16 protein-coding genes are annotated in these 18,705 nt (G+C 71.1%); 7 read left to right on the top strand and 9 right to left on the bottom strand.

Features of this window, described 5'->3' with window-relative positions; all coding sequences use genetic code 11:
• Positions 1-57 precede the first annotated feature (57 nt).
• The 7 genes from K206_RS0110120 to K206_RS0110150 all read left to right on the top strand — a co-directional run bounded on the left by K206_RS0110120 (position 58) and on the right by K206_RS0110150 (position 8,344).
• Positions 58-999 carry a tripartite tricarboxylate transporter substrate binding protein gene (locus K206_RS0110120; RefSeq protein WP_020202293.1) on the top strand — a complete coding sequence of 314 codons (942 nt, stop codon included), beginning with the start codon at positions 58-60 and terminating at the stop codon, positions 997-999.
• 186 nt (positions 1,000-1,185) lie between these two features.
• Positions 1,186-2,304 carry a succinylglutamate desuccinylase/aspartoacylase family protein gene (locus K206_RS0110125; RefSeq protein WP_020202294.1) on the top strand — a complete coding sequence of 373 codons (1,119 nt, stop codon included), beginning with the start codon at positions 1,186-1,188 and terminating at the stop codon, positions 2,302-2,304.
• A gap of 45 nt (positions 2,305-2,349) precedes the next feature.
• Positions 2,350-3,351 carry a tripartite tricarboxylate transporter substrate binding protein gene (locus tag K206_RS0110130; RefSeq protein WP_029043445.1) on the top strand — a complete coding sequence of 334 codons (1,002 nt, stop codon included), beginning with the start codon at positions 2,350-2,352 and terminating at the stop codon, positions 3,349-3,351.
• Positions 3,352-3,409: 58 nt separating this feature from the next.
• Positions 3,410-4,879 (top strand): amidase, encoded by a 1,470-nt coding sequence (locus K206_RS0110135; RefSeq protein ID WP_020423737.1) that lies wholly within the window; start codon positions 3,410-3,412, stop codon positions 4,877-4,879.
• A 3-nt stretch (positions 4,880-4,882) separates the two neighbouring features.
• A complete protein-coding gene (locus K206_RS0110140) occupies positions 4,883-5,314 on the top strand; it encodes a winged helix-turn-helix transcriptional regulator (RefSeq protein ID WP_020202298.1) in 432 nt (143 codons plus the stop codon).
• Positions 5,315-5,477: 163 nt separating this feature from the next.
• On the top strand, positions 5,478-6,563 hold the full coding sequence (locus tag K206_RS37915; RefSeq protein WP_020202299.1) for an ornithine cyclodeaminase: 1,086 nt from the start codon (positions 5,478-5,480) through the stop codon (positions 6,561-6,563).
• Between the two features lie 209 nt (positions 6,564-6,772).
• The gene (locus K206_RS0110150) at positions 6,773-8,344 is read left to right on the top strand and encodes a methyl-accepting chemotaxis protein (RefSeq protein WP_020202300.1); all 1,572 of its coding nucleotides are present in this window, start codon (positions 6,773-6,775) and stop codon (positions 8,342-8,344) included.
• Positions 8,345-8,422: 78 nt separating this feature from the next.
• Here K206_RS0110150 and K206_RS0110155 read toward each other — a convergent pair whose 3' ends face one another.
• The 9 genes from K206_RS0110155 to K206_RS0110195 form a co-directional block, all read right to left on the bottom strand.
• Positions 8,423-9,832 carry an FAD-binding oxidoreductase gene (locus K206_RS0110155; RefSeq protein WP_020202301.1) on the bottom strand — a complete coding sequence of 470 codons (1,410 nt, stop codon included), beginning with the start codon at positions 9,830-9,832 and terminating at the stop codon, positions 8,423-8,425.
• Positions 9,833-9,845: 13 nt separating this feature from the next.
• Positions 9,846-10,250, bottom strand: a complete 405-nt coding sequence (locus tag K206_RS0110160) for a nuclear transport factor 2 family protein (RefSeq protein ID WP_020202302.1) — start codon at positions 10,248-10,250, stop codon at positions 9,846-9,848.
• Positions 10,251-10,283: 33 nt separating this feature from the next.
• Positions 10,284-11,402 carry a GTP-binding protein gene (locus K206_RS37920; RefSeq protein ID WP_020202303.1) on the bottom strand — a complete coding sequence of 373 codons (1,119 nt, stop codon included), beginning with the start codon at positions 11,400-11,402 and terminating at the stop codon, positions 10,284-10,286.
• Positions 11,399-13,051 (bottom strand): amidohydrolase, encoded by a 1,653-nt coding sequence (locus tag K206_RS0110170; RefSeq protein WP_020202304.1) that lies wholly within the window; start codon positions 13,049-13,051, stop codon positions 11,399-11,401. The genes K206_RS37920 and K206_RS0110170 overlap by 4 nt, the downstream gene beginning before the upstream one ends.
• A 72-nt stretch (positions 13,052-13,123) precedes the next feature.
• Entirely contained in the window at positions 13,124-14,131 is a 1,008-nt protein-coding gene (locus K206_RS0110175; protein WP_020202305.1) for an ABC transporter ATP-binding protein, read from the bottom strand.
• Complete coding sequence (locus tag K206_RS0110180; protein ID WP_020202306.1) at positions 14,128-15,156, bottom strand: ABC transporter ATP-binding protein; 1,029 nt, start codon at positions 15,154-15,156, stop codon at positions 14,128-14,130. The genes K206_RS0110175 and K206_RS0110180 overlap by 4 nt, the downstream gene beginning before the upstream one ends.
• A complete protein-coding gene (locus tag K206_RS0110185; RefSeq protein ID WP_020202307.1) occupies positions 15,156-16,055 on the bottom strand; it encodes an ABC transporter permease in 900 nt (299 codons plus the stop codon). Before K206_RS0110185 ends, K206_RS0110180 begins: the two co-directional genes overlap by 1 nt.
• Positions 16,052-17,023: an ABC transporter permease gene (locus K206_RS0110190; protein ID WP_020202308.1), complete on the bottom strand. Its 972-nt coding sequence runs from the start codon at positions 17,021-17,023 to the stop codon at positions 16,052-16,054. The genes K206_RS0110185 and K206_RS0110190 overlap by 4 nt, the downstream gene beginning before the upstream one ends.
• Before the next feature lie 9 nt (positions 17,024-17,032).
• Complete coding sequence (locus K206_RS0110195) at positions 17,033-18,631, bottom strand: ABC transporter substrate-binding protein (RefSeq protein WP_043366081.1); 1,599 nt, start codon at positions 18,629-18,631, stop codon at positions 17,033-17,035.
• Positions 18,632-18,705: the final 74 nt, after the last annotated feature.

The following is an 18,705-nucleotide window of genomic DNA, read 5'->3' on the forward strand; positions in this document are numbered from 1 at the left end:
TCTCAACTCGCACGTTCGCTCATGAAATCGTTGCTTTCCGCGCTATGCGCTTGTCTGTTGTTCTCCTCCACGGCCGTGATGGCGCAGGGGGAAAAGGAAAAGGCGTGGCCCACCCAGCCGATCCGCCTGGTGGTGCCGTTCCCGCCGGGCGGCGCGGCCGACGGCATCGCGCGCATGCTGGCGCCGGCGTTCCAGCGGGAGCTCGGCCAGTCGATCATCATCGACAACAAGCCGGGCGCCTCCGCCGCCATTGCCAGCATCAACGTGCTGCAGTCGGCGCCCGACGGCTACTCGGTGATGATGAGCGGTTTCGCGCCGCTGATCACCAACCGCTTCACGCAGAAGAAGCTGGCCTACGATCCGGATGCCTTCACCCGCATCGGCCTGCTGTCGGCCACGCCCAACGTGCTGGTGGCGAGCATGAGCGCGCCGTTCAGGACGCTGCCGCAGATGGTCAGCTACGCCAAGGCGCATCCGGGCGAAGTCACCTTCGGCTCCTACGGCATCGGCTCGCTGGCGCACCTGTCGGGCGAGATGCTCAAGGGCGCGGCCCACATCGACATGCTGCACGTGCCCTACAAAGGCGCCAACCAGGCCGTGCCGGCGCTGCTCGGCGGCGAGCTGATGACGTACTTCGACGCGGTCGGCCCCACGCTGTCGCTGATCCGGCAGGGCAAGCTGCGCGCGCTGGCGGTGACGAGCGCGAAGCGCCTGCCGGCGCTGCCCGACGTGCCCACCGTGGCGGAGCAGGGTTATCCGGGCTTCGAGTCGACCTCGTGGAACGGCATCGTGGCGCCGCCGCACACGCCGGCCTACATCGTCGCGAAGTTCAATGCCGCCATCAACAAGGTGATGAGCGAGCCGGAGGTCAGGAAGAAGCTGGCCGACATCGGCACCGAGGCGCTCACCGGCAGCGTGGCCGACTTCGATGCCCGCCTCAGGAAGGAGATTCCGCGCGTGCAGGCGCTGGTCAAGCGCGCCGGCATCGAGCCCGAATAACCGAGCCCGAATAACCGGGCCCGAATAACCGGGCCTGAGTAGTCGAGTCCGCATAGTCCGGTCCGCGCAGTCCAGCCGGATTGATTCCGGCCAACGCCGCGCGGCCCTGCCTGCTCCGGTTCACCGCCCCCATCCCCGGCGGACAGCGCGCGCTGTCCGCCCTTCGTCGTCCGTTTCACTGTCGCCATGCAAACCACCACCCATCCGCTGCTGCCGGCCACGCCCGGCATGTCCTGCCATCTGACCAGCCACCGCTTCGGCCCTGCCGACGCGCCGAAGAAGATCTACATCCAGGCCGCGCTGCACGCCGACGAGATCCCCGGCATGCTCGTGGCCGTGGTGCTGATGGACCGGCTGCGGGAGCTGGAGGCGGCGGGCGCGCTGCGCGCGGCCGTGACGCTGGTGCCGGTGGCCAATCCCGCCGGCCTGGCGCAGACCGTGCTCGGCAGCCCGGTCGGCCGCTTCGACCTGGGCAGCGGGCAGAACTTCAACCGCGGCTTCCCGATGCTGTACGAGCCGATCGCGGCGGCGGTGGAGGGCAGCCTGGGCAGCGACGGCGCGCACAACGTGCAGGTGATCCGCCGCGCGATGGCCGACGCCCTGCGCGCCAGCGTGCCGGCCAATCCGATGGCCTCGCTGCAGCAGACCCTGATGCTGCTGGCGCACGATGCCGACGTGGTGCTGGACCTGCACTGCTCGCGCGAGTCGCCGATGCACATCTACACCGGCGAGGCGATCTGGGCGGAAGTGGAGCCGCTCGCCCGCTACCTCGGCGCGAAAGCGAGCCTGCTGGCGCTGGACGCCGGCGGCCAGTCCTTCGACGAAGCCTTCAGCTATACCTGGTACCAGCTGCAGCAGCGCTTCGGCGCGCGCTTCCCGATCCCGCACGGCAGCCTGGCCACCACGGTGGAGCACCGCGGCCAGCGCGACGTGTCGTGGCAACTGGCGGAGCAGGACGCCGCCGCCATCCTGAACTACCTGACGCATGCCGGCGCGATCGCGGGCACGGCGCCGCCGCTGCCGCCGCTGCCGCATCCGGCCACGCCGCTGGCCGGCAGCGAATACATCGCCGCGCCGGTCAGCGGCATCGTGGTGTTCCGCGCCGAGCCGGGCGCGGCGGTGCAGGCGGGCCAGGTCCTGTTCGACATCGTCGACCCGGTCAGCGGCAGCCGCACGCCGGTCGCCGCGAGCACGGCGGGCGTGTTCTTCATGGGCCGCGACATCCGCTTCGCGCGGCACGGCGATCCACTGGCCCGCGTGGCCGGCAACGCGCCGGCCCGCTCCGGCTACCTGCTGAGCGCCTGATCCCTCCGTCCTTCTTCCTCACCATCACTTACCGTCCGATCCATCATGCCTTCTGATTCCCGCCGCGCCACGCTCGTGGCCCTCGCCGGCCTTGCCTCGCTGTGCCTTTGCGCATGCCTGCCGCTCACCGCGGCGGCGCAACCGGCCTGGCCGTCCTTCAAGCCGATCCGCCTGATCGTCGCCTATCCGGCGGGCGGCGTGACGGATGCCGTCGCGCGCCTGGTGAGCGACCGCCTCGGCGCGCAGCTCGGCACCTCCATCGTGGTCGACAACCGCGCCGGCGCGGCGGGACTGATCGGCATGGACGCGGTGGCCAAGGCCGCGCCGGACGGCTACACCTTCGGCATCTCCACGGTCAGCACGCTGACCCTGACGCCGCACCTGAACAGGATGCCGTTCGACCCCGCCCGCGACATCGCGCCGGTGGTCAGCATCGCGTATTCGCCGGTGGTGATGATGGCCACGCCGATCATGCCGGCGCGCGACTTCCGCGCGGTGCTGGCCGATGCCCGCTCGCGCCCCGGCGCGATCCGCTGGTCCACCTCGGGCCAGGGCTCGCTGGGCCAGATCATGCTCGAGCAGATCAAGCTCGCGGCCCACGTGGACATCACGCACATTCCCTATCGCGGCTCGGGCCAGCAGTTCAACGACGCGATGGGCGGCCAGCTCGAAATGGTGTCGATCAATGCCAGCCAGACGCTGCTGCAGCAGATCCGCAGCGGCAAGCTGCGGCCGCTGGCCATCGGCGCCGCGGCGCGCATGGCGTCGCTGCCCGACGTGCCGACGCTCGCCGAACTCGGCTTCCCGCAGGCCAACCGGTCGTCCACGCTGGGCGCCTTCGCGCCGGCCCGCACGCCGGCGCCGGTGATCGAGCGGCTCAACGCCGAGATCAACAAGATCCTCGCGCAGCCGGACGTGCGCAAGCTGCTGCTTGAAATGGGCAACGTGCCGACCGGCGGCACGCCGGCCGCGTTCGCGCAGGGCATCGCCGCGGAATCGGCCGATAATGCGCGCATCATCAAGGCCGCCAACATCCGCCTCGAATAAACCAGCGGCCGCCGGCCGCGCCGCACTTTCCCCCGCACCTTAGCCACGGGACACCATCATGAGTCTGTCATCCACCGCCGCATCCGCCATCGTCGAACTCGAGGGCATCGCCCTGTCGCGGGCCATCCACCGGCGCGAGGTATCCTGCCTGGAAGTCATGCAGGCCTTCCTGGCGCAGATCGAGCGCTTCAACCCAGGGGCCAACGCCCTGGTGTCGCTGCAGCCGCCGGAGCTGGTGCTGCAGCAGGCGCGCGAGGCCGATGCCGCGCTCGCGCGCGGCGAGGGCCACGGCTGGATGCACGGCTTTCCGCAGGCGCCCAAGGACCTCACGCCGGTCGCCGGCATGGTGACGACGCGCGGCTCGCCCATCCACCGCGAGCGCGTCACCACCGTGGACGGGCTGTCGGTGGAGCGCATGCGGCGCGCCGGCGCCATCTTCGTGGGGCGCAGCAACTCGCCGGAATTCGGCCTCGGCTCGCACACCTACAACCAGGTGTTCGGCGTGACGCGCAACGCCTTCGATCCGGCGCGCAGCGCCGGCGGCAGCAGCGGCGGCGCGGCGGTGGCGGTGGCGCTGCGCATGCTGCCGGTGGCCGACGGCAGCGACATGATGGGCTCGCTGCGCAACCCGGCGGGCTACAACAACATCTTCGGCTTCCGCCCCTCGTTCGGGCGCGTGCCCAACTGGCCCGCCGACGACGTGTTCTTCGCCCAGTTCAGCACCTGGGGGCCGATGGCGCGCAGCGTGGCCGACATCGCCATGCTGCTCTCGGTGCAGGCCGGCTGGGACGCGCGCGTGCCGCTCTCCAGCCGCGAGCCGGCCGGCGTCTTCGCCAGCCCGCTGGAGCGCGGCTTCAAGGGCGCGCGCGTCGGCTGGCTGGGCGACCTGGGCGGCTACCTGGCGATGGAGCCCGGCGTGCTGCCGCTGTGCGAGGCGGCGCTCGGGCATTTCCGCGAGCTCGGCTGCACGGTCGAGGCCGCCGCGCCCGACTTTCCGCCCGAGACGCTGTGGCGCGCGTGGAACACGCTGCGCAGCGCCTCGGTGGCCAGCAACTACGCCGGCCACTACGAGAACCCGGCCGAGCGCGCGCTGCTCAAGCCCGAGGCGATATGGGAGATCGAGCAGGGCCTGAAGCTGTCGGCGCGCGACGTGCAGCGCGCCTCGGTGGAGCGCTCGTCGTGGTACCAGGCGGTGCTGCGGCTGTTCGCGCGCTTCGACTACCTGGTGCTGCCCACCGCGCAGACGTTCCCGTTCGCCGCCGGGCTCGACTGGCCGCGCAGCGTGGGCGGGCGCGAGATGGACACCTACCACCGCTGGATGGAAGTGGTGGTGCCCGCCACGATGGCCGGGCTGCCGGCGCTCAACGTGCCGGCCGGCTTCAGCGCCGACGGGCTGCCGATGGGCCTGCAGATCATCGGCCCCGCGCAGGCCGACCGTGCCGTGCTGGAGCTGGGCCACGCCTACGACCTGGCCAGCGGCCTGGCGCGCCGGCGCAGCCCGCTGCTGGACGCGGCGCGAGGGAACTGAGGCATGGCCATCGACGAGACCGACCAGCGCCTGCTGGCCATGCTGCGCGCCGACGCGCGCGCCAGCGTGGCCGTGCTGGCGCACCGCCTGGGCGTGTCGCGCGGCACGGTCAGCAACCGCATCGCGCGGCTGGAGAAAGACGGGATCATCGCCGGCTACACCGTGCAGCTGCGCCCGGACGTGGACCCGCACGACATCGCCGCGTGGATGTCGATCGCGGTGGAGGGCAACCGCACGCGCGAGGTCATCGCCATCCTGCTGGGCGAGCCCGGCGTGGCGTCGCTGCACGACACCAACGGCCGCTGGGACCTGCTGGCCGAGCTGCGCGCCTCCACGCTGACCGACCTGGCCGGCGTGCTCGAGCGCGTGCGGCTGATCGGCGGCATCCGCGACACCGAGACCAGCATCCACCTGCAGACCTACAAGACCTGCTGAGCGGACCGGCTGCGCGGACCGGCCGGACGGAGATTGCGTGGAGTGTCAGCGCGGGCTGGCAAAGCGGCAGAAAGCCGCGTTTTTCTCGCGGAAAATGGGCTTCTGGCTGACAGGCGGCGCGGCAACAATGTCTGCTGTCCCATTCATCCAACGGAGCACAGACATGACGCGTTTTCTTTCCCCCACCGACGTTTCCCGCATCGTGGCAATCCGCGGCCTGCCGCAGGTGCTCGAGCAGATGGCCCGCTACATCGAGGAAGATTTCCTGCGCTGGAACGACTTCGACAAGAGCGCCCGCGTGGCCAGCCATTCGCCGCGCGGCGTGATCGAGCTGATGCCGATCGCCGACGCGGATCTGTACAGCTTCAAGTACGTCAACGGCCATCCGGCCAACACCGCCGACGGCCTGCCCACGGTGATGGCGTTCGGCACGCTGGCCGCGGTCGCCACCGGCGAGCCGCTGCTGCTGAGCGAGCTGACGCTGACCACCGCGCTGCGCACGGCCGCCACCTCGGTGGTCGCCGCGCGGCGCCTGGCGCGCAAGGATGCCGCCGTCATGGCGCTGATCGGCAACGGCGCGCAGAGCGAATTCCAGGCGCTGGCCTTCCACCACCTGCTGGGCATCCGCGAGCTGCGCGTCTACGACACCGACCCCGCCGCCACCAGCAAGCTGGTGCGCAACCTGCGGCCGGTGCGCGGGCTGGACGTGCAGGTCTGCGCCAGCACCGCTGACGCGGTGCGCGGTGCCGACATCGTCACCACCGTCACCGCCGACAAGGCCTACGCCACCATCATCACGCCCGACATGCTGGCGCCGGGCATGCACCTCAACGCCGTGGGCGGCGACTGCCCGGGCAAGACCGAGCTGCATCCCGAGGTGCTGCTGCGCGCCAGCGTGTTCGTCGAATACGAGCCGCAAAGCCGCATCGAGGGCGACACCCAGCAGATGCCGGCGGACTTCCCCGTGACCGAGCTGTGGAACGTGCTGGCCGGCCGCGTGCCGGGCCGCGCCGGCGAAGCGCAGATCACGGTGTTCGACTCGGTGGGCTTCGCGCTGGAGGATTTCTCCGCGCTGCGCTACCTGCGCGACAGCGCCGAGGCGCTCGGCCTCGGCGTGCCGCTGGCGCTGGTGCCGGCGCAGGACGATCCGAAGGACCTGTTCGGCGTGCTCACCGGCGCCGGCGAGCCTGTCGCCGGCATGGACGTGGATGCGCGCCTGCCGGAGCGCGCCGCGGCACTGGTGGCGTGAGGCCGGCGCCGCGCCGGCGCCAAAACGCGGACACGGCGCGCGGCGGCATCGCGCGCCGTGTCCGTTTTTTCGTTTCCGGTGGCGCGGCGGGCAGGCGGAGGCACGTGGCGGTGCACTGCAATGGCGATAACGCGGCGGAAGCTAAAGTCCCCCGGCATCCTGCCGTAACCAGTGTCATCGTCGTGTCACTGCTGGTCAACCTTCCTCCCATGCTGAACAAACTCTCCATCCGCTTCCGCCTGAACCTGGCCTTGTCCGTGCTGGCCATCCTGCTTACCGTCATCGGCGTCATCGGCGTGCTTGGCATGCGCACCGCCAGCGCCGACCTCCAGGAGATCTACTCGAACCAGCTTGCCTCGATGGGCTTCGTCGCCAAGGCGCAGCAGCACCTGACCGTGATCCGGGTCGGGCTGGACCGCGTCATGTTCCATCCCGACGCCCCCGACGTGGCCGCCACGGTAGACAAGTCGCTGGGCTACAAGACCCGCTCCGACGATGCCTGGAAGGCCTACCAGGCGCTGCCCAAGACGCCCGAGGAGCAGCAACTGGCGGTCAAGATCGACGGCATGCGCACGGCGTACTTCAAGGAGGGCATCGAGCCCCTGGTGGCGGCATTGCGCGCCCACGACACCGCGGCCGCCGACAAGATCGTCATGGATACGCTGCCGCCGCGCAGCGCCGCGCTGCTGGCGGCGATGGAAGAGCTCGAGCACAGCCAGAGCCAGCAGGCGGCGGCGCTGCACGAGGCGGCGTCGGTGCGCTCGCAGGAATTCCTCTGGCTGGTCTCGGTGGCCATCGGCGTGGGCATCCTTGCCGCGCTGGGCTGCGCCATCGGGCTGCATCGCGCCATCTCGGTGCCGCTCAACCGCATGCTCGGCAACTTCGCCGAAATCTCGCGCGGCAACCTGACCGATGCCATCGAGGTGACGAGCGAGAACGAAATGGGCGCGCTCACGCGCGGGCTGCAGGAGATGCAGCAGGGCCTGATCAACACCATCCACGCCGTGCGCAGCGGCAGCGAGGCGATCGCCACCGCCACGCACCAGATCGCGGCCGGCAACGTCGACCTGTCGCAGCGCACCGAGGAGCAGGCCAGCGCGCTGGAGCAGACCGCCGCCAGCATGGAAGAGCTGACCTCCATCGTCAAGCAGAACGCGGACAACGCGGTGCAGGCCAATTCGCTCGCCGTGCAGGCGTCGGACACCGCCGCGCGCGGCGGCGAGGCCGTCAAGCGCGTGGTCGACACGATGGGCGAGATCGACGTCGCCTCGAAGAAGATCGGCGAGATCACCAGCACCATCGAAGGCATCGCCTTCCAGACCAACATCCTGGCGCTGAACGCGGCGGTCGAGGCCGCGCGCGCGGGCGAGCAGGGCCGCGGCTTCGCGGTCGTCGCCGGCGAGGTCCGCAGCCTGGCCCAGCGCACCGCGACCGCCGCCAAGGAGATCGTGCAGCTGATCGCCGACACGGTGCAGCGCGTCGAAGCGGGCGCGCGCCATGCCGAGCATGCCGGCGCGACGATGGGCGAGGTGGTGCAGGCGGTGCGCCGGGTCACGGACACGATGGGCGAGATCGCCGCCGCCTCGCATGAGCAGAGCGCGGGCATCGACCAGGTCGGCCAGGCGGTGAACCAGATGGACCAGGTCACGCAGCAGAACGCCGCGCTGGTCGAGGAAGCGGCCTCCGCCGCGCAGGCGCTGGAAGATCAGGCGGCCACGCTCAAGACGTCGGTGGCCTCCTTCCGCCTGCCGGCGCGCGGCGGGCGGCTGGCGCTGGCCTGACGGTCGCGCGGCCGCGCGCGCAGGCAAAGACAAAGGGCCGCGCAACGCGGCCCTTTGCCATTGTGCCGGGGGCACGACTCAGGCGCGCTCGTCGCGCAGGTGATACCAGCGATACAGCATGGCCTGGCCAAGGCGGCGGAACGGCGTGGCCCAGTGGCCCGGCAGCGGCGAGTCGTAGATCGGCAGCCTGCATTCCGCACCGCCCTTGCCGGCCACGCGCTCGGCCATGCGCCGCCCCGCATGCGCGGAGAATGCGACGCCGTTGCCGCCGTAGCCGAGCGCGTAGAAGACCGATTGCAGCGGGTCCGGCTGCACGATGCGCGGCATCATGTCGTGGCTGACGTCGACCCAGCCCCACCACGAGTAGTCGATGCGGATGCCGCGCAGCGCCGGGAACTTGCGCGCCAGGCCGTCGACCAGCAACTGGTAGTGCCGCGGATGTTCCGCGTCGGCGCCCGCGATCGCGCTGCGGCTGCCGATCTGCACGCGGCGGTCGGGCAGCAGCCGGTAGTAGAAGCGCAGCGTGCGCGTGTCGGTCAGGAACGTGGTCGAGCGGAAGTTGGTCGCGTCGATCTCCGCGTCGGTCAGCGGCCGCGTGACGATGGAGTTCGACAGCACCGGGAAATAGCGCCCGCGCAGCAGCGGCGAGAGTCCCGGCGCGGTGTAGGCGCCGGTGGCGATCGCCACGGCGCGCGCGCGCACCGTGCCGCCCGGCGTGCGCAGGTGATGGACGCCGTTGCGGGTTTCCCAGCCGGTCACGGGGCTGGACGGATGGACCTTCGCGCCGAGCGCGCGGGCGCGGCGCAGGTAGCCGTAGGCCAGCTTGAGCGGATGCACGCCGATGCCGTCGGGCTCGAGCATGGCGCCGCAGGCATCGCGGTCGTCGCAGAAGCGCTCGCGCAGCTCGGCCTGGGTCAGCATCTTGGTGTCGTAGCCGAACACCTCGCGCATCACGCGCGCCTCGTTGGCGAGGAAGGCCATCTTGCGCGGGCGGTGCGCCGTGTACAGGTGGCCGCCGTCCTGCGCATCGCAGTCGATCTGCGCCACCAGTTCCCTGAAGGTCTCGAAGCCGCCGCGGATCTCCGCGTCGAGCGCCTTGGCCGTGTCGACGCCCCAGCGCTCGATCCACTGCGAGCGGTAGAGCCGCCCGCTGGCGTTCTGGCCCTGCCCGCCATTGCGGCTGGTGCAGCCCCACGCCACTTGGTTGGCCTCCAGCACGGTGGCCTTGATGCCGTGCTCCTGGGCCAGGAACAGCGCCGTCGCCAGGCCGGTGAAGCCGGAGCCGATCACGACCACGTCGGCATCGGTGTCGGCGGCGACGGGACCGTCGTCGGGCGGCGCCTCGCCCGCGCTGTCCACCCAGTAGGTCGGGGCGTAGGCGCGGCCGCGGCCAGGGCCGCGCGACACCAGCGGGTCGTATTGCGGATCGTAGGGGCCGTGCACGGTGGCGGGCGCGGATTCGGGGAGGTAGATCGGGTTCGCGGACATGGTGCGTGCTTGCTCAAAGGGGTTGCGGCAGGGCCGGCAGCAGCGCGCGCTGCTTGCGGTAGGCGCACTTGACGTGGATCTTGCCGTCGCGGAACGTGAACAGGTCCACGCCGTCGGCCTCCATGCGCCGGCCTTCGCCGTCGGTGCCGGTGAAGGTCCATTCGGACACGCCGCGCTCGCCGCTCACCAGGTGGCGGCCGTTGCGCCATTGCGCGTCGGGGAAGGCGCGCCACGCCGACGCGAACGCCTCGCGCACCGCTGCCCGGCCGACGTGGCGCGTGCCGCAGGCGGCGTCGCCGGCGACGGTGTCGAAGATGCAGTCGTCGGTCATGAAGGACATCAGTGCGTCGATGTCGTGGCGGTTCCATGCATCGCTGAACGCTTGCAGCGTGGCGACGGTAACGGCGGGATGGGACATGGTTGCGGCTCGGTGAGTGAACATGCCGCTACGCTAAACCTCGGCCGCGCCGCCGGTTAGAGCCAGCGCGGGGTCTTTGCTCAGGCCAGCCGTGCCGGCGCCGCACTGCGCGAACAGGCGCGCGAGCGCGGCCTTCGGCAGGTCGCCGCGCAGGCCGATGGCGACCACCATGCCGTGCGCCGGCGTATCGGCCGCATTGGCCGCATTGGCCGGATTGGCCACATCGGCCACATCGGCTACATCGGCTACATCGGCCACATCGGCCGCGGTGTCCGCCGGCAGTCTGCGCAGCGTGCCGCGGCGCCCCGCGAACTGCAGCTCCGTGACGCCGTAGCGGTCCGTGCGCACCACGCCCTTGACGCGCAATACGCCGGGCGGCATGGCGTTGAGCCGCGCGTGCAGGTCGGCCGCGCGCAATACCGCGCCGGCGCTGTCGAGCAGCCAGGTGTCGAACAGCTCGCCGTGGCTGACGGGCTCGCCGCAGCCGCAGCCCGCGTGGTGGCGGTGCAGCAGGCCGCCGGCATGGCCGCCGCGCCAGGCCACGCCGGTCAGCGCGGCCAGCGGCAGGTCGCCGTGGCATGCGTCGAGAATCGGCACGTGGCCGGCCAACTGCCGCAGCCATTGCCGCAGGTCCTCGCGTTCGTGCTCCGGCAGGGTTTCGGCCTTGCTGAGCACGATCAGGTCCGCGGCCCGGAGCTGGCGCGCGATGGTCTCGCCGAGGCGCGCGTCGGCCGCCTGCGCGCGGACGGCGCCGGCGTCGGCCAGCACCACCACGCCGTCGAGCGAGAGCATCGGGTCGGCCAGTCCGACCTGCGCGATGCGCCACGGGTCCGACACGCCGCTGGCCTCGATCACGATCCATTCGGGCGGCTGCGGCTGTGTCATCACGCGGATCAGCGCGTCGGTCAGGTCGTCGCCGATCTGGCAGCACACGCAGCCGTTGGCCAGGCTGATGGTGTCGGCGCCGCGCCGTCGCACCAGCGCGGCGTCGATGTTGACGGCGCCGAAGTCGTTGACCAGGACCGCGATGCGCAGGCCCTCGGCCTGGCCCAGGATGCGGTTGAGCAGCGTGGTCTTGCCGGCGCCGAGAAAGCCGCCGATGACGGTCAGCGGAATGCGTGCCCGCGCGAGCGGGAGCGGCGCCGCGCTCATTGCCGCGGCGCCTCGAACACGCGGCCGCCGACCACCGTGCCCCACACGCCGATGTCCTTCAGCGCGGCCGGCGCCACGGCGAGCGGATCGTCGTCCAGCACGCAGAAGTCCGCGCGCTTGCGCACCGCGATGGAGCCGATCTCGTGGTCCAGCCGCAGCGTGAAGGCGGCGCCGAGCGTGACGGCCGACAGCGCCTGCGCCACCGTGATGCGCTCCGCTTCGCCCAGCACCACGCCGGCGGCGGTGGTGCGGTTGACCGCGCACCACGCGGTGAACAGCGGCGCCAGCGGCGTGATCGGCGCGTCCGAGTGGATCGCGAACGGCACGCCGAGCCGCAGCGCGGTGCCGCAGGCGTCCATGCGGCGCGCGCGGTCCGGGCCCATCGTGAGCGCCAGGTGCGCGTCGCCCCAGTAGTAGATGTGGTTGGCGAACAGGTTGACGCACATGCCCAGCCGCGCCATGCGCGCGAACTGCGCCTCGTCGGCCATCTGGCAATGCTGGAGCGTGTGGCGGTGGTCGGCGCGCGGATGGCGCGTCAGCGCCTGCTCCACGGCGTCCAGCGCCAGCTCGGTGGCCTCGTCGCCGTTGGTGTGGATATGGAGCTGGAAGCCCGCCGCGTGGAAGGTCTGTACGGCCTCGTGGACCGCGTCCGGCGGCAGCACCCAGATGCCGTTGGGCGCGCCGTTGAAATAGCCGGGCCAGCGCACGCGCGCGGTGAAGCCCTGGATCGAGCCGTCCACCACCAGCTTGACCATGCCGGCGTGCAGCCGCTCGTGGTTGGCGCGCATGGCCGCGCGCAGGCGTGCCGGGCCTTCGTCGCCGCGCATCGCGTCGGGCGGCCGGAACGCGGGGACCAGGCGCAGCGGGAAATCCTCCTGCGCGCACACGCGCGCCATGCTGCCCACGCTGTCGTCGGAAAGGTCGTTGACCAAATCGGTGGCGGTGGTCACGCCGGCCTGCACGGCGACCTGGGCGAACATGCGCAGCCCGGTCTCGGACATGCCGACGCGGCGGAACAGGTTGCCGATCAGGCGCGTCACCGGGAACATCGCGGCGAACTCCTGCAGCTCGCCGGTGGGCTCGCCGCCGGGAAACCGCGCGATGCCCTCGATGTCGGTGTCGCGGTCGATGCCGGCGCGCGCCAGCGTCGCGCTGTTGACGTTCATCAGGTGCATGCTCGCATGCATGATGACGATCGGGCGCGTGGCCGAGACGCGGTCGAGATGGCGCACGCTCATGCGCGCCTCGCCGAAGAAGATCGGGTCGAAGCCCCACGCCAGCAGCGGCGCGTCGTCCGGCACGCCCCGGGCGTCCAGCTCCCGCGCGGCGGCGGCGAGCCGCGCGACCACGGCATCGAAGCCGGTCAGGCCCTGCCACAGCGTGCCGTCCGGGCCGCGGCGCGGGTAGAAGCCGACGTAGGGAAACTGCCAGAGGCCGCCTTCCATCGCGTGCGAGTGGCCTTCCACCAGGCCCGGCATCAGCACCTTGCCGGCGAAGCGGTCGTCGCGCGCGCACGGGCCCCAGGCCTGCGCGTCGGCGGCGCTGCCGACCGCGAGGATGCGGCCGTCGCGCACCGCGACGTGGGTGGCCTCGGGCTGGGCCGGGTTCATGGTGAGGATCTTCCTGGCGGCGAAAACGGTGGTGGTCATGGTTGGCGGTGGTGGAATCGCGGGGGGAACGAAAGGAGGCCGGCGGCGCCGGCGGATCGTGCGGTCATGCGGTCATGCGGGCATGGCCAGCGGCGGCACCGGCGTGCCGTCCGTCACGGTGACGAGATGGCAGCGCACGAAATGCCCGTCCGCCACGGGCCGCAGCGGCGGGCATTCGCTGTGGCAGACCGGTTGCGCGACGGGGCAGCGGCCGGCGAAGCGGCAGCCCGGCGGCGGATGGAGCGGGCTGGGCGGATCGCCCTCCAGGCGGATGCGCCTGGCCGCGCGCGCGCGGCCGCCGCGCACGGTGGGTACCGCCGAGTTGAGCGCCACGCTGTACGGATGCAGCGGGCGGTCGAAGAACGCTTCGCGCGGCGCGCGCTCGACGATCTGGCCGAGGTACATCACGGCGATGTCGTCGCAGATGTACTCCACCACCGACATGTCGTGCGAGATGAACAGGAACGCGACACCGGTGTCGCGCTGCAGGCGCCGCAGCAGGTTCAGCATCTGCGCGCGGATGGCGATGTCCAGCGCGGACACCGGCTCGTCGCAGACGATCAGGTCGGGCTCGCTGGCCAGCGCGCGCGCGATGTTGATGCGCTGGCGCTGGCCGCCGGAAAACTGGTGCGGGAACAACTGCATCTGCTCGGGCCGCAGGCCCACGGCGTCGAACAGCTCGGCCACGCGCGCCGCGCGCGCGGCGGGCGCGCCGAGCTGCATCAGGTCCAGCGGCGCGCGCACGATGTCGCCGGCGCGCTGGCGCGGATTGAGCGACGAGTACGGGTCCTGGAACACCATCTGCACGCGCCTGCGCGCCTGGCGCAGCGTGTCGCCCGACATCAGCGTGAGGTCGCGTCCGCCCAGCCGCACGGTGCCGCCGGTGGCCGGCGCCAGCCGCATCACGGCAAGCGCCGTGGTCGACTTGCCGGAGCCGGATTCGCCGACCAGCGCCAGCGTGCGCCCGCGCTCGATCGAGAACGAGACGCCGTCGACGGCGCGCACCACCTGCGGCGCGCCGAACCAGCCGCCGCGCCGTCTGAAATGCACCTTGAGGTCATCCACTTCGAGCAGTTTCATGCGGCGACTCCCTGGACCGGCGCCGGCACGGTGCCGGCTTCCAGCGCCCAGCACGCGGCGCGATGATGATCGGCCACCGGCAGCAGGTCCGGCGCCGCGCGCGCGCACGGCTCGGCCGCGTGCGGGCAGCGCGCGCGGAACGCGCAGCCGGTGCCCAGCTCCCAGATCGACGGCACCATGCCGGGAATCTCCGGCAGCGGCGGGCGCGTGCGCCGCGCCTCGCCCTCGAGCTCGGGCAGGCAGGCGATCAGGCCCCGCGTATAGGGATGCGCGGGGCGCTCGAGCACGTCGCGCGTGCGGCCTTCCTCGACCACGCGGCCGCCGTACATGACGATCACGCGGTCGGCCATCTCGGACACCGCGCCCATGTCGTGCGTGATCAGCACCAGGGCGGTGCCCTCGCGCGCCTGCAGCTCGCGCAGCAGGTCGAAGATCTGCGCCTGCACGGTGACGTCCAGCGCGGTGGTCGGCTCGTCGGCGATCAGCACGGCGGGCCGGCACGCCAGCGCCACGGCGATCATCACGCGCTGCTTCATGCCGCCGGACATCTGGTGCGGGTATTCGTCGATGCGCGCCTCGGGCGCGGGGATGCCCACCGCGCGCAGCAGCTCGATGCTGCGCGCGCGGGCCTCGGCCCTGGACATCGCCAGGTGCAGCCGCAGCGATTCGCCGAGCTGGCGCCCGACCGTCATGACCGGGTTGAGCGAGGTCATCGGCTCCTGGAAGATCATGGCGATGCGGTTGCCGCGGATGCGGCGCATGGCGGGCTCGGACAACTGCAGCAGGTCCTCGCCGTCGAGGCGCACGCTGCCGGCGGTGATGCGGCCCGGCGGCGCGGGGAACAGGCGCATGATGGCGAGCGAGGTCATGCTCTTGCCGCAGCCCGATTCGCCGACGATGCACAGCGTCTCGCCGGCGTGGACCTGGAAGCTCACGCCGTTGAGCACGCTGGCCGCGCCGCGCGAGGTGCGGAACTCCAGCCGCAGGCCCGCCACGTCCAGCAGGGGAGGGGAAGAGGTCGACATCAGCGTTCTCTCAGCTTGGGGTTGAGGGCATCGTTCAGGCCGTCGCCGATCAGGCTGATCGACAGCACACTGGCGAAGATGGCCAGGCCCGGGAACACCACGGCCCACCAGCAGGTCAGCAGGTAGGGGCGCGCCGAGCCGATCATCAGGCCCCAGCTCATGCGGTTGGGGTCGCCCAGGCCGAGGAAGGACAGGCCGGCCTCGAACAGGATCGCCGAGCCGATCGCCATCGTGCCCGACACCACCAGCGGCGGCAGCGCGTTGGGCAGGATCACGCGCCAGATGATGCGGGCATTGCCGGCGCCGATGGCGCGCTCGGCGCGCACGAAGTCGAGGTCGCGCAGGCGCATGAACTCGGCGCGCGTGAGCCGCGCGGTGGCGGTCCAGCTGGTGATGCCGATGGCCAGCGAGATGGTCGTGAGCGAAGGCGAGAACAGCGTCACCAGCACCATCGCGAACAGCAGCGCCGGCAGGACCTGGAAGAACTCCATCACGCGCGTCAGCGCCTCGTCGACGCCGCCGCCGTAGTAGCCGGCCAGCGCGCCGGCCGTCAGACCGATCAGCGCGGACAGCACCGCGGCCACCACGCCCACGGCCAGGCTGGCGCGGCCGCCGTAGACCAGCCCGGCCAGCACGTCGCGCCCGAGCTGGTCGGTGCCGAGCCAGGCGTCGGGGTCGCCGGGCGCGGTCTGCGGCGCGGCCACGATGGCGAACGGGTCGGCGTCGTAGACCATCGGGCCGAACAGCGCGACCGCGACGATGCACGCAAGCAGCAGCGTGCCGGCCAGCGCGGCGCGGCTGCGCAGGAACATGCGCCAGGCGTCGCGCGCGGGATGGGGGACGGCGGCGGGCGCGGCAACCGGGGCTGCCGCCGGCGCCGTGGAAACGGGGCTGCTCATGCGCGGATCCTCGGATCGATGAGGCGGTAGAGGGCATCGGTGAGCTGGTTCATCAGCACCACGACGATGGCGGAGAACAGCAGCACGCCGAGCACGGTGGGATAGTCGCGCCGCAGGATCGAGTCGAACGCCAGCCGGCCCAGGCCGGGCCAGTTGAAGACGGTCTCGACCAGGATGGCGCCGGCCACCACGTTGCCGAACTGCAGGCCGAGCACGGTCACGACCGGCAGCAGCGCGTTGCGCAGCGCGTGGCGGTACAGCACGTGGTGCTCGGACAGGCCCTTGGCGCGCGCGGTGCGGATGTAGTCCGAGCCCAGCACCTCGAGCATGCTGGCGCGCGACAGGCGGCTGTACTGCGCCAGGTAGACCAGGCTCAGCGTGAAGGTCGGCAGCACCATGTGCCAGGCCACGTCGAGCACCGCCGCGAGGCCCTGGCCGTCGGACGTCATCGAGTGCATGTCGGAGACCGGCAGGATCGGCCAGACCGAGGCGAACAGGATCACCAGCATCATGCCGCTCCAGAACACCGGCGCGGCGTGGCCCGTCATCGACAGCACGGTGATGGCCTGCGAGAGCGGGCCATGCGGCTTGCGCGACGCCAGCACGCCGAGCGCGGTGCCCAGCACGAAGGCCACCGCCACCGACGCGAGCACCAGCAGCAGCGTGGCCGGCACGCGCTCGGCGATCAGCCCGCTGACCGGCAGGTTGAAGAAATACGAATAGCCGAGATCGCCGTGGAGCACGTGCTTGACGTAGGTCGCCAGTTGCACCGGCAGCGGCTGGTCCAGCCCGTACTGGCTGCGTAGTTGCGCGCGCAGCTCGTCGGTGATGCCGCCCATCGACCCGGCGATGGTTTCCACCGGGTCGCCGGGCGCCAGCCGGATCAGCAGGAAGTTGAGCACCACCACCGCCAGCGTCAGCAGCGCCGCGTGGCAAGCCTTTCTCAGCAGCGCGAGCAGATTGTCCATCGGTCGTCCCTACTTGAAGTAGACCTCGTCGAGCGGCGACGCCGGGCCCCAGATGGTGGTGGGCAGGTTGCCCAGCTTCTTGCTGGCCACGGTGTGGTACGGCGTGGTGTTGATGTAGAAGATCGGCAGGTCGTCGGTGACGATCTTCTGGAACGTCGCGTAGTAGGCGCGCCGCTTGGTGGCGTCGAGCGTGCCGGCCGCGGTGTTGAGCAGCTCGTCCACCTTCGGGTTGCGGTACGACTGCGTGTTGGTCCAGACCACCGGCTTGATGTTGGTCGACATGTAGGTGCGGGCCACGCCGATCACCGGGTCGCCCCAGTTGAAGACGTTGTCCATCGTCATGTCGAAATCATGCGCCGAGATGCGCTTGGCCCAGGAAGCGAAATCTGCCGAGGCGCGCACCTGCACCGTGACGCCGATCTTCTTCATCTGCGTGCGGATGTACTCGGCCACGTTCTTCTGCTGCTCGTCGGTGCCGGGCAGGTAGTCGATGGTCAGCGTCATGCGCTCGCCGCCGGCGTTGCGCTTGTAGCCGGCTTCGTCGAGCCATTGCTCGGCCTGCTTGACGTCGTACGGATAGCGGTGCAGGTCGGTGGTGGCGAACGGGCTGCTGCTCACGATGGGGCCGTCGGCGACCTGGGAGAAGCCGCTGTGCAGCGCCTTGACGATGAAGTTGCGGTCGATCGCGCTGGCGATGGCGTGGCGCACGCGCACGTCGGACAGCGGCTTGCGATCGAGGTTGAAGGCCAGCCAGTTCAGCGCGCCCACGCCTTCGTAGCCCTTGCGCGTGAGCGTCAGGTTGGGGTTGTTCTGCAGGCGCTTGAGGTCGGTCGAGACGGACTCGTAGGGCAGCAGCTGGATGTCGCCGCGCTCCATGCCGAGCGCCAGGCTCTGCGCGTCCGGGTTGACCGTGATGACGATCTTGTCCAGGTACGGCTTGCCGGGCAGGAAGAACTTGTCGAAGCGCGTGAGCACGATGCGCTGGCCCGGCACGAACTCGGCGAAGCGGAACGGGCCCGAGCCCACCACGCCGGCGGAGTTGGCCGGGTGCGTGGTGATCTCGCGGCCGTCGCCGTAGATGTGCTTCGGCAGGATCGGGCACAGCGCCGGCGACATCGCCAGCAGGATCGCCGGGTGCGGCTGGCTCATGCGGATGACGGCGGTGTAGGCGTCGGGCGTGTCGACCTTCTCCACGGGCGCCAGCATGCTCTGGAACGGATGCTTGGCCTTGATCGTCATGATGGAGAACGCCACGTCCTCCGAGGTGATGGGCTTGCCGTCGTGGAACACGGCGTTGTGGCGCAGGTTGAGCGTGAGCGACTTGCCGTCCTCGGCGAGCTTCCAGGACTCGGCCAGGTACGGTTGCGGATTCCATTTGTCGTCGAAGCGCAGCGGGCTGGCGAACAGCTGCGTCGAGGGCACGGCGGTGGCGATGCCGGACTGCACGGCGCCGTTCAGGTGGCGCGGCGACTGCGTGGTGCCGATCACCAGCGTGCCGCCGGGCTTGGGCGTGTCCGCGGCGACGGCCTGGCACACGGCCACGGCGGATAGCGCGCAAGCCATCAGCGCGTGGCGCAACCTGGGTAGGAAGGGGGCAAATCCGGTCATGTCGCTTTTTCTCCGTTGGATAGGTGGCAGGGTTCACGATAAGAGAGGCGATTGCCTCCGACGTAGAGCCAACG

The sequence above is a fragment of the Cupriavidus sp. WS genome (assembly GCF_000395345.1).
Lineage (GTDB): Bacteria > Pseudomonadota > Gammaproteobacteria > Burkholderiales > Burkholderiaceae > Cupriavidus > Cupriavidus basilensis_B.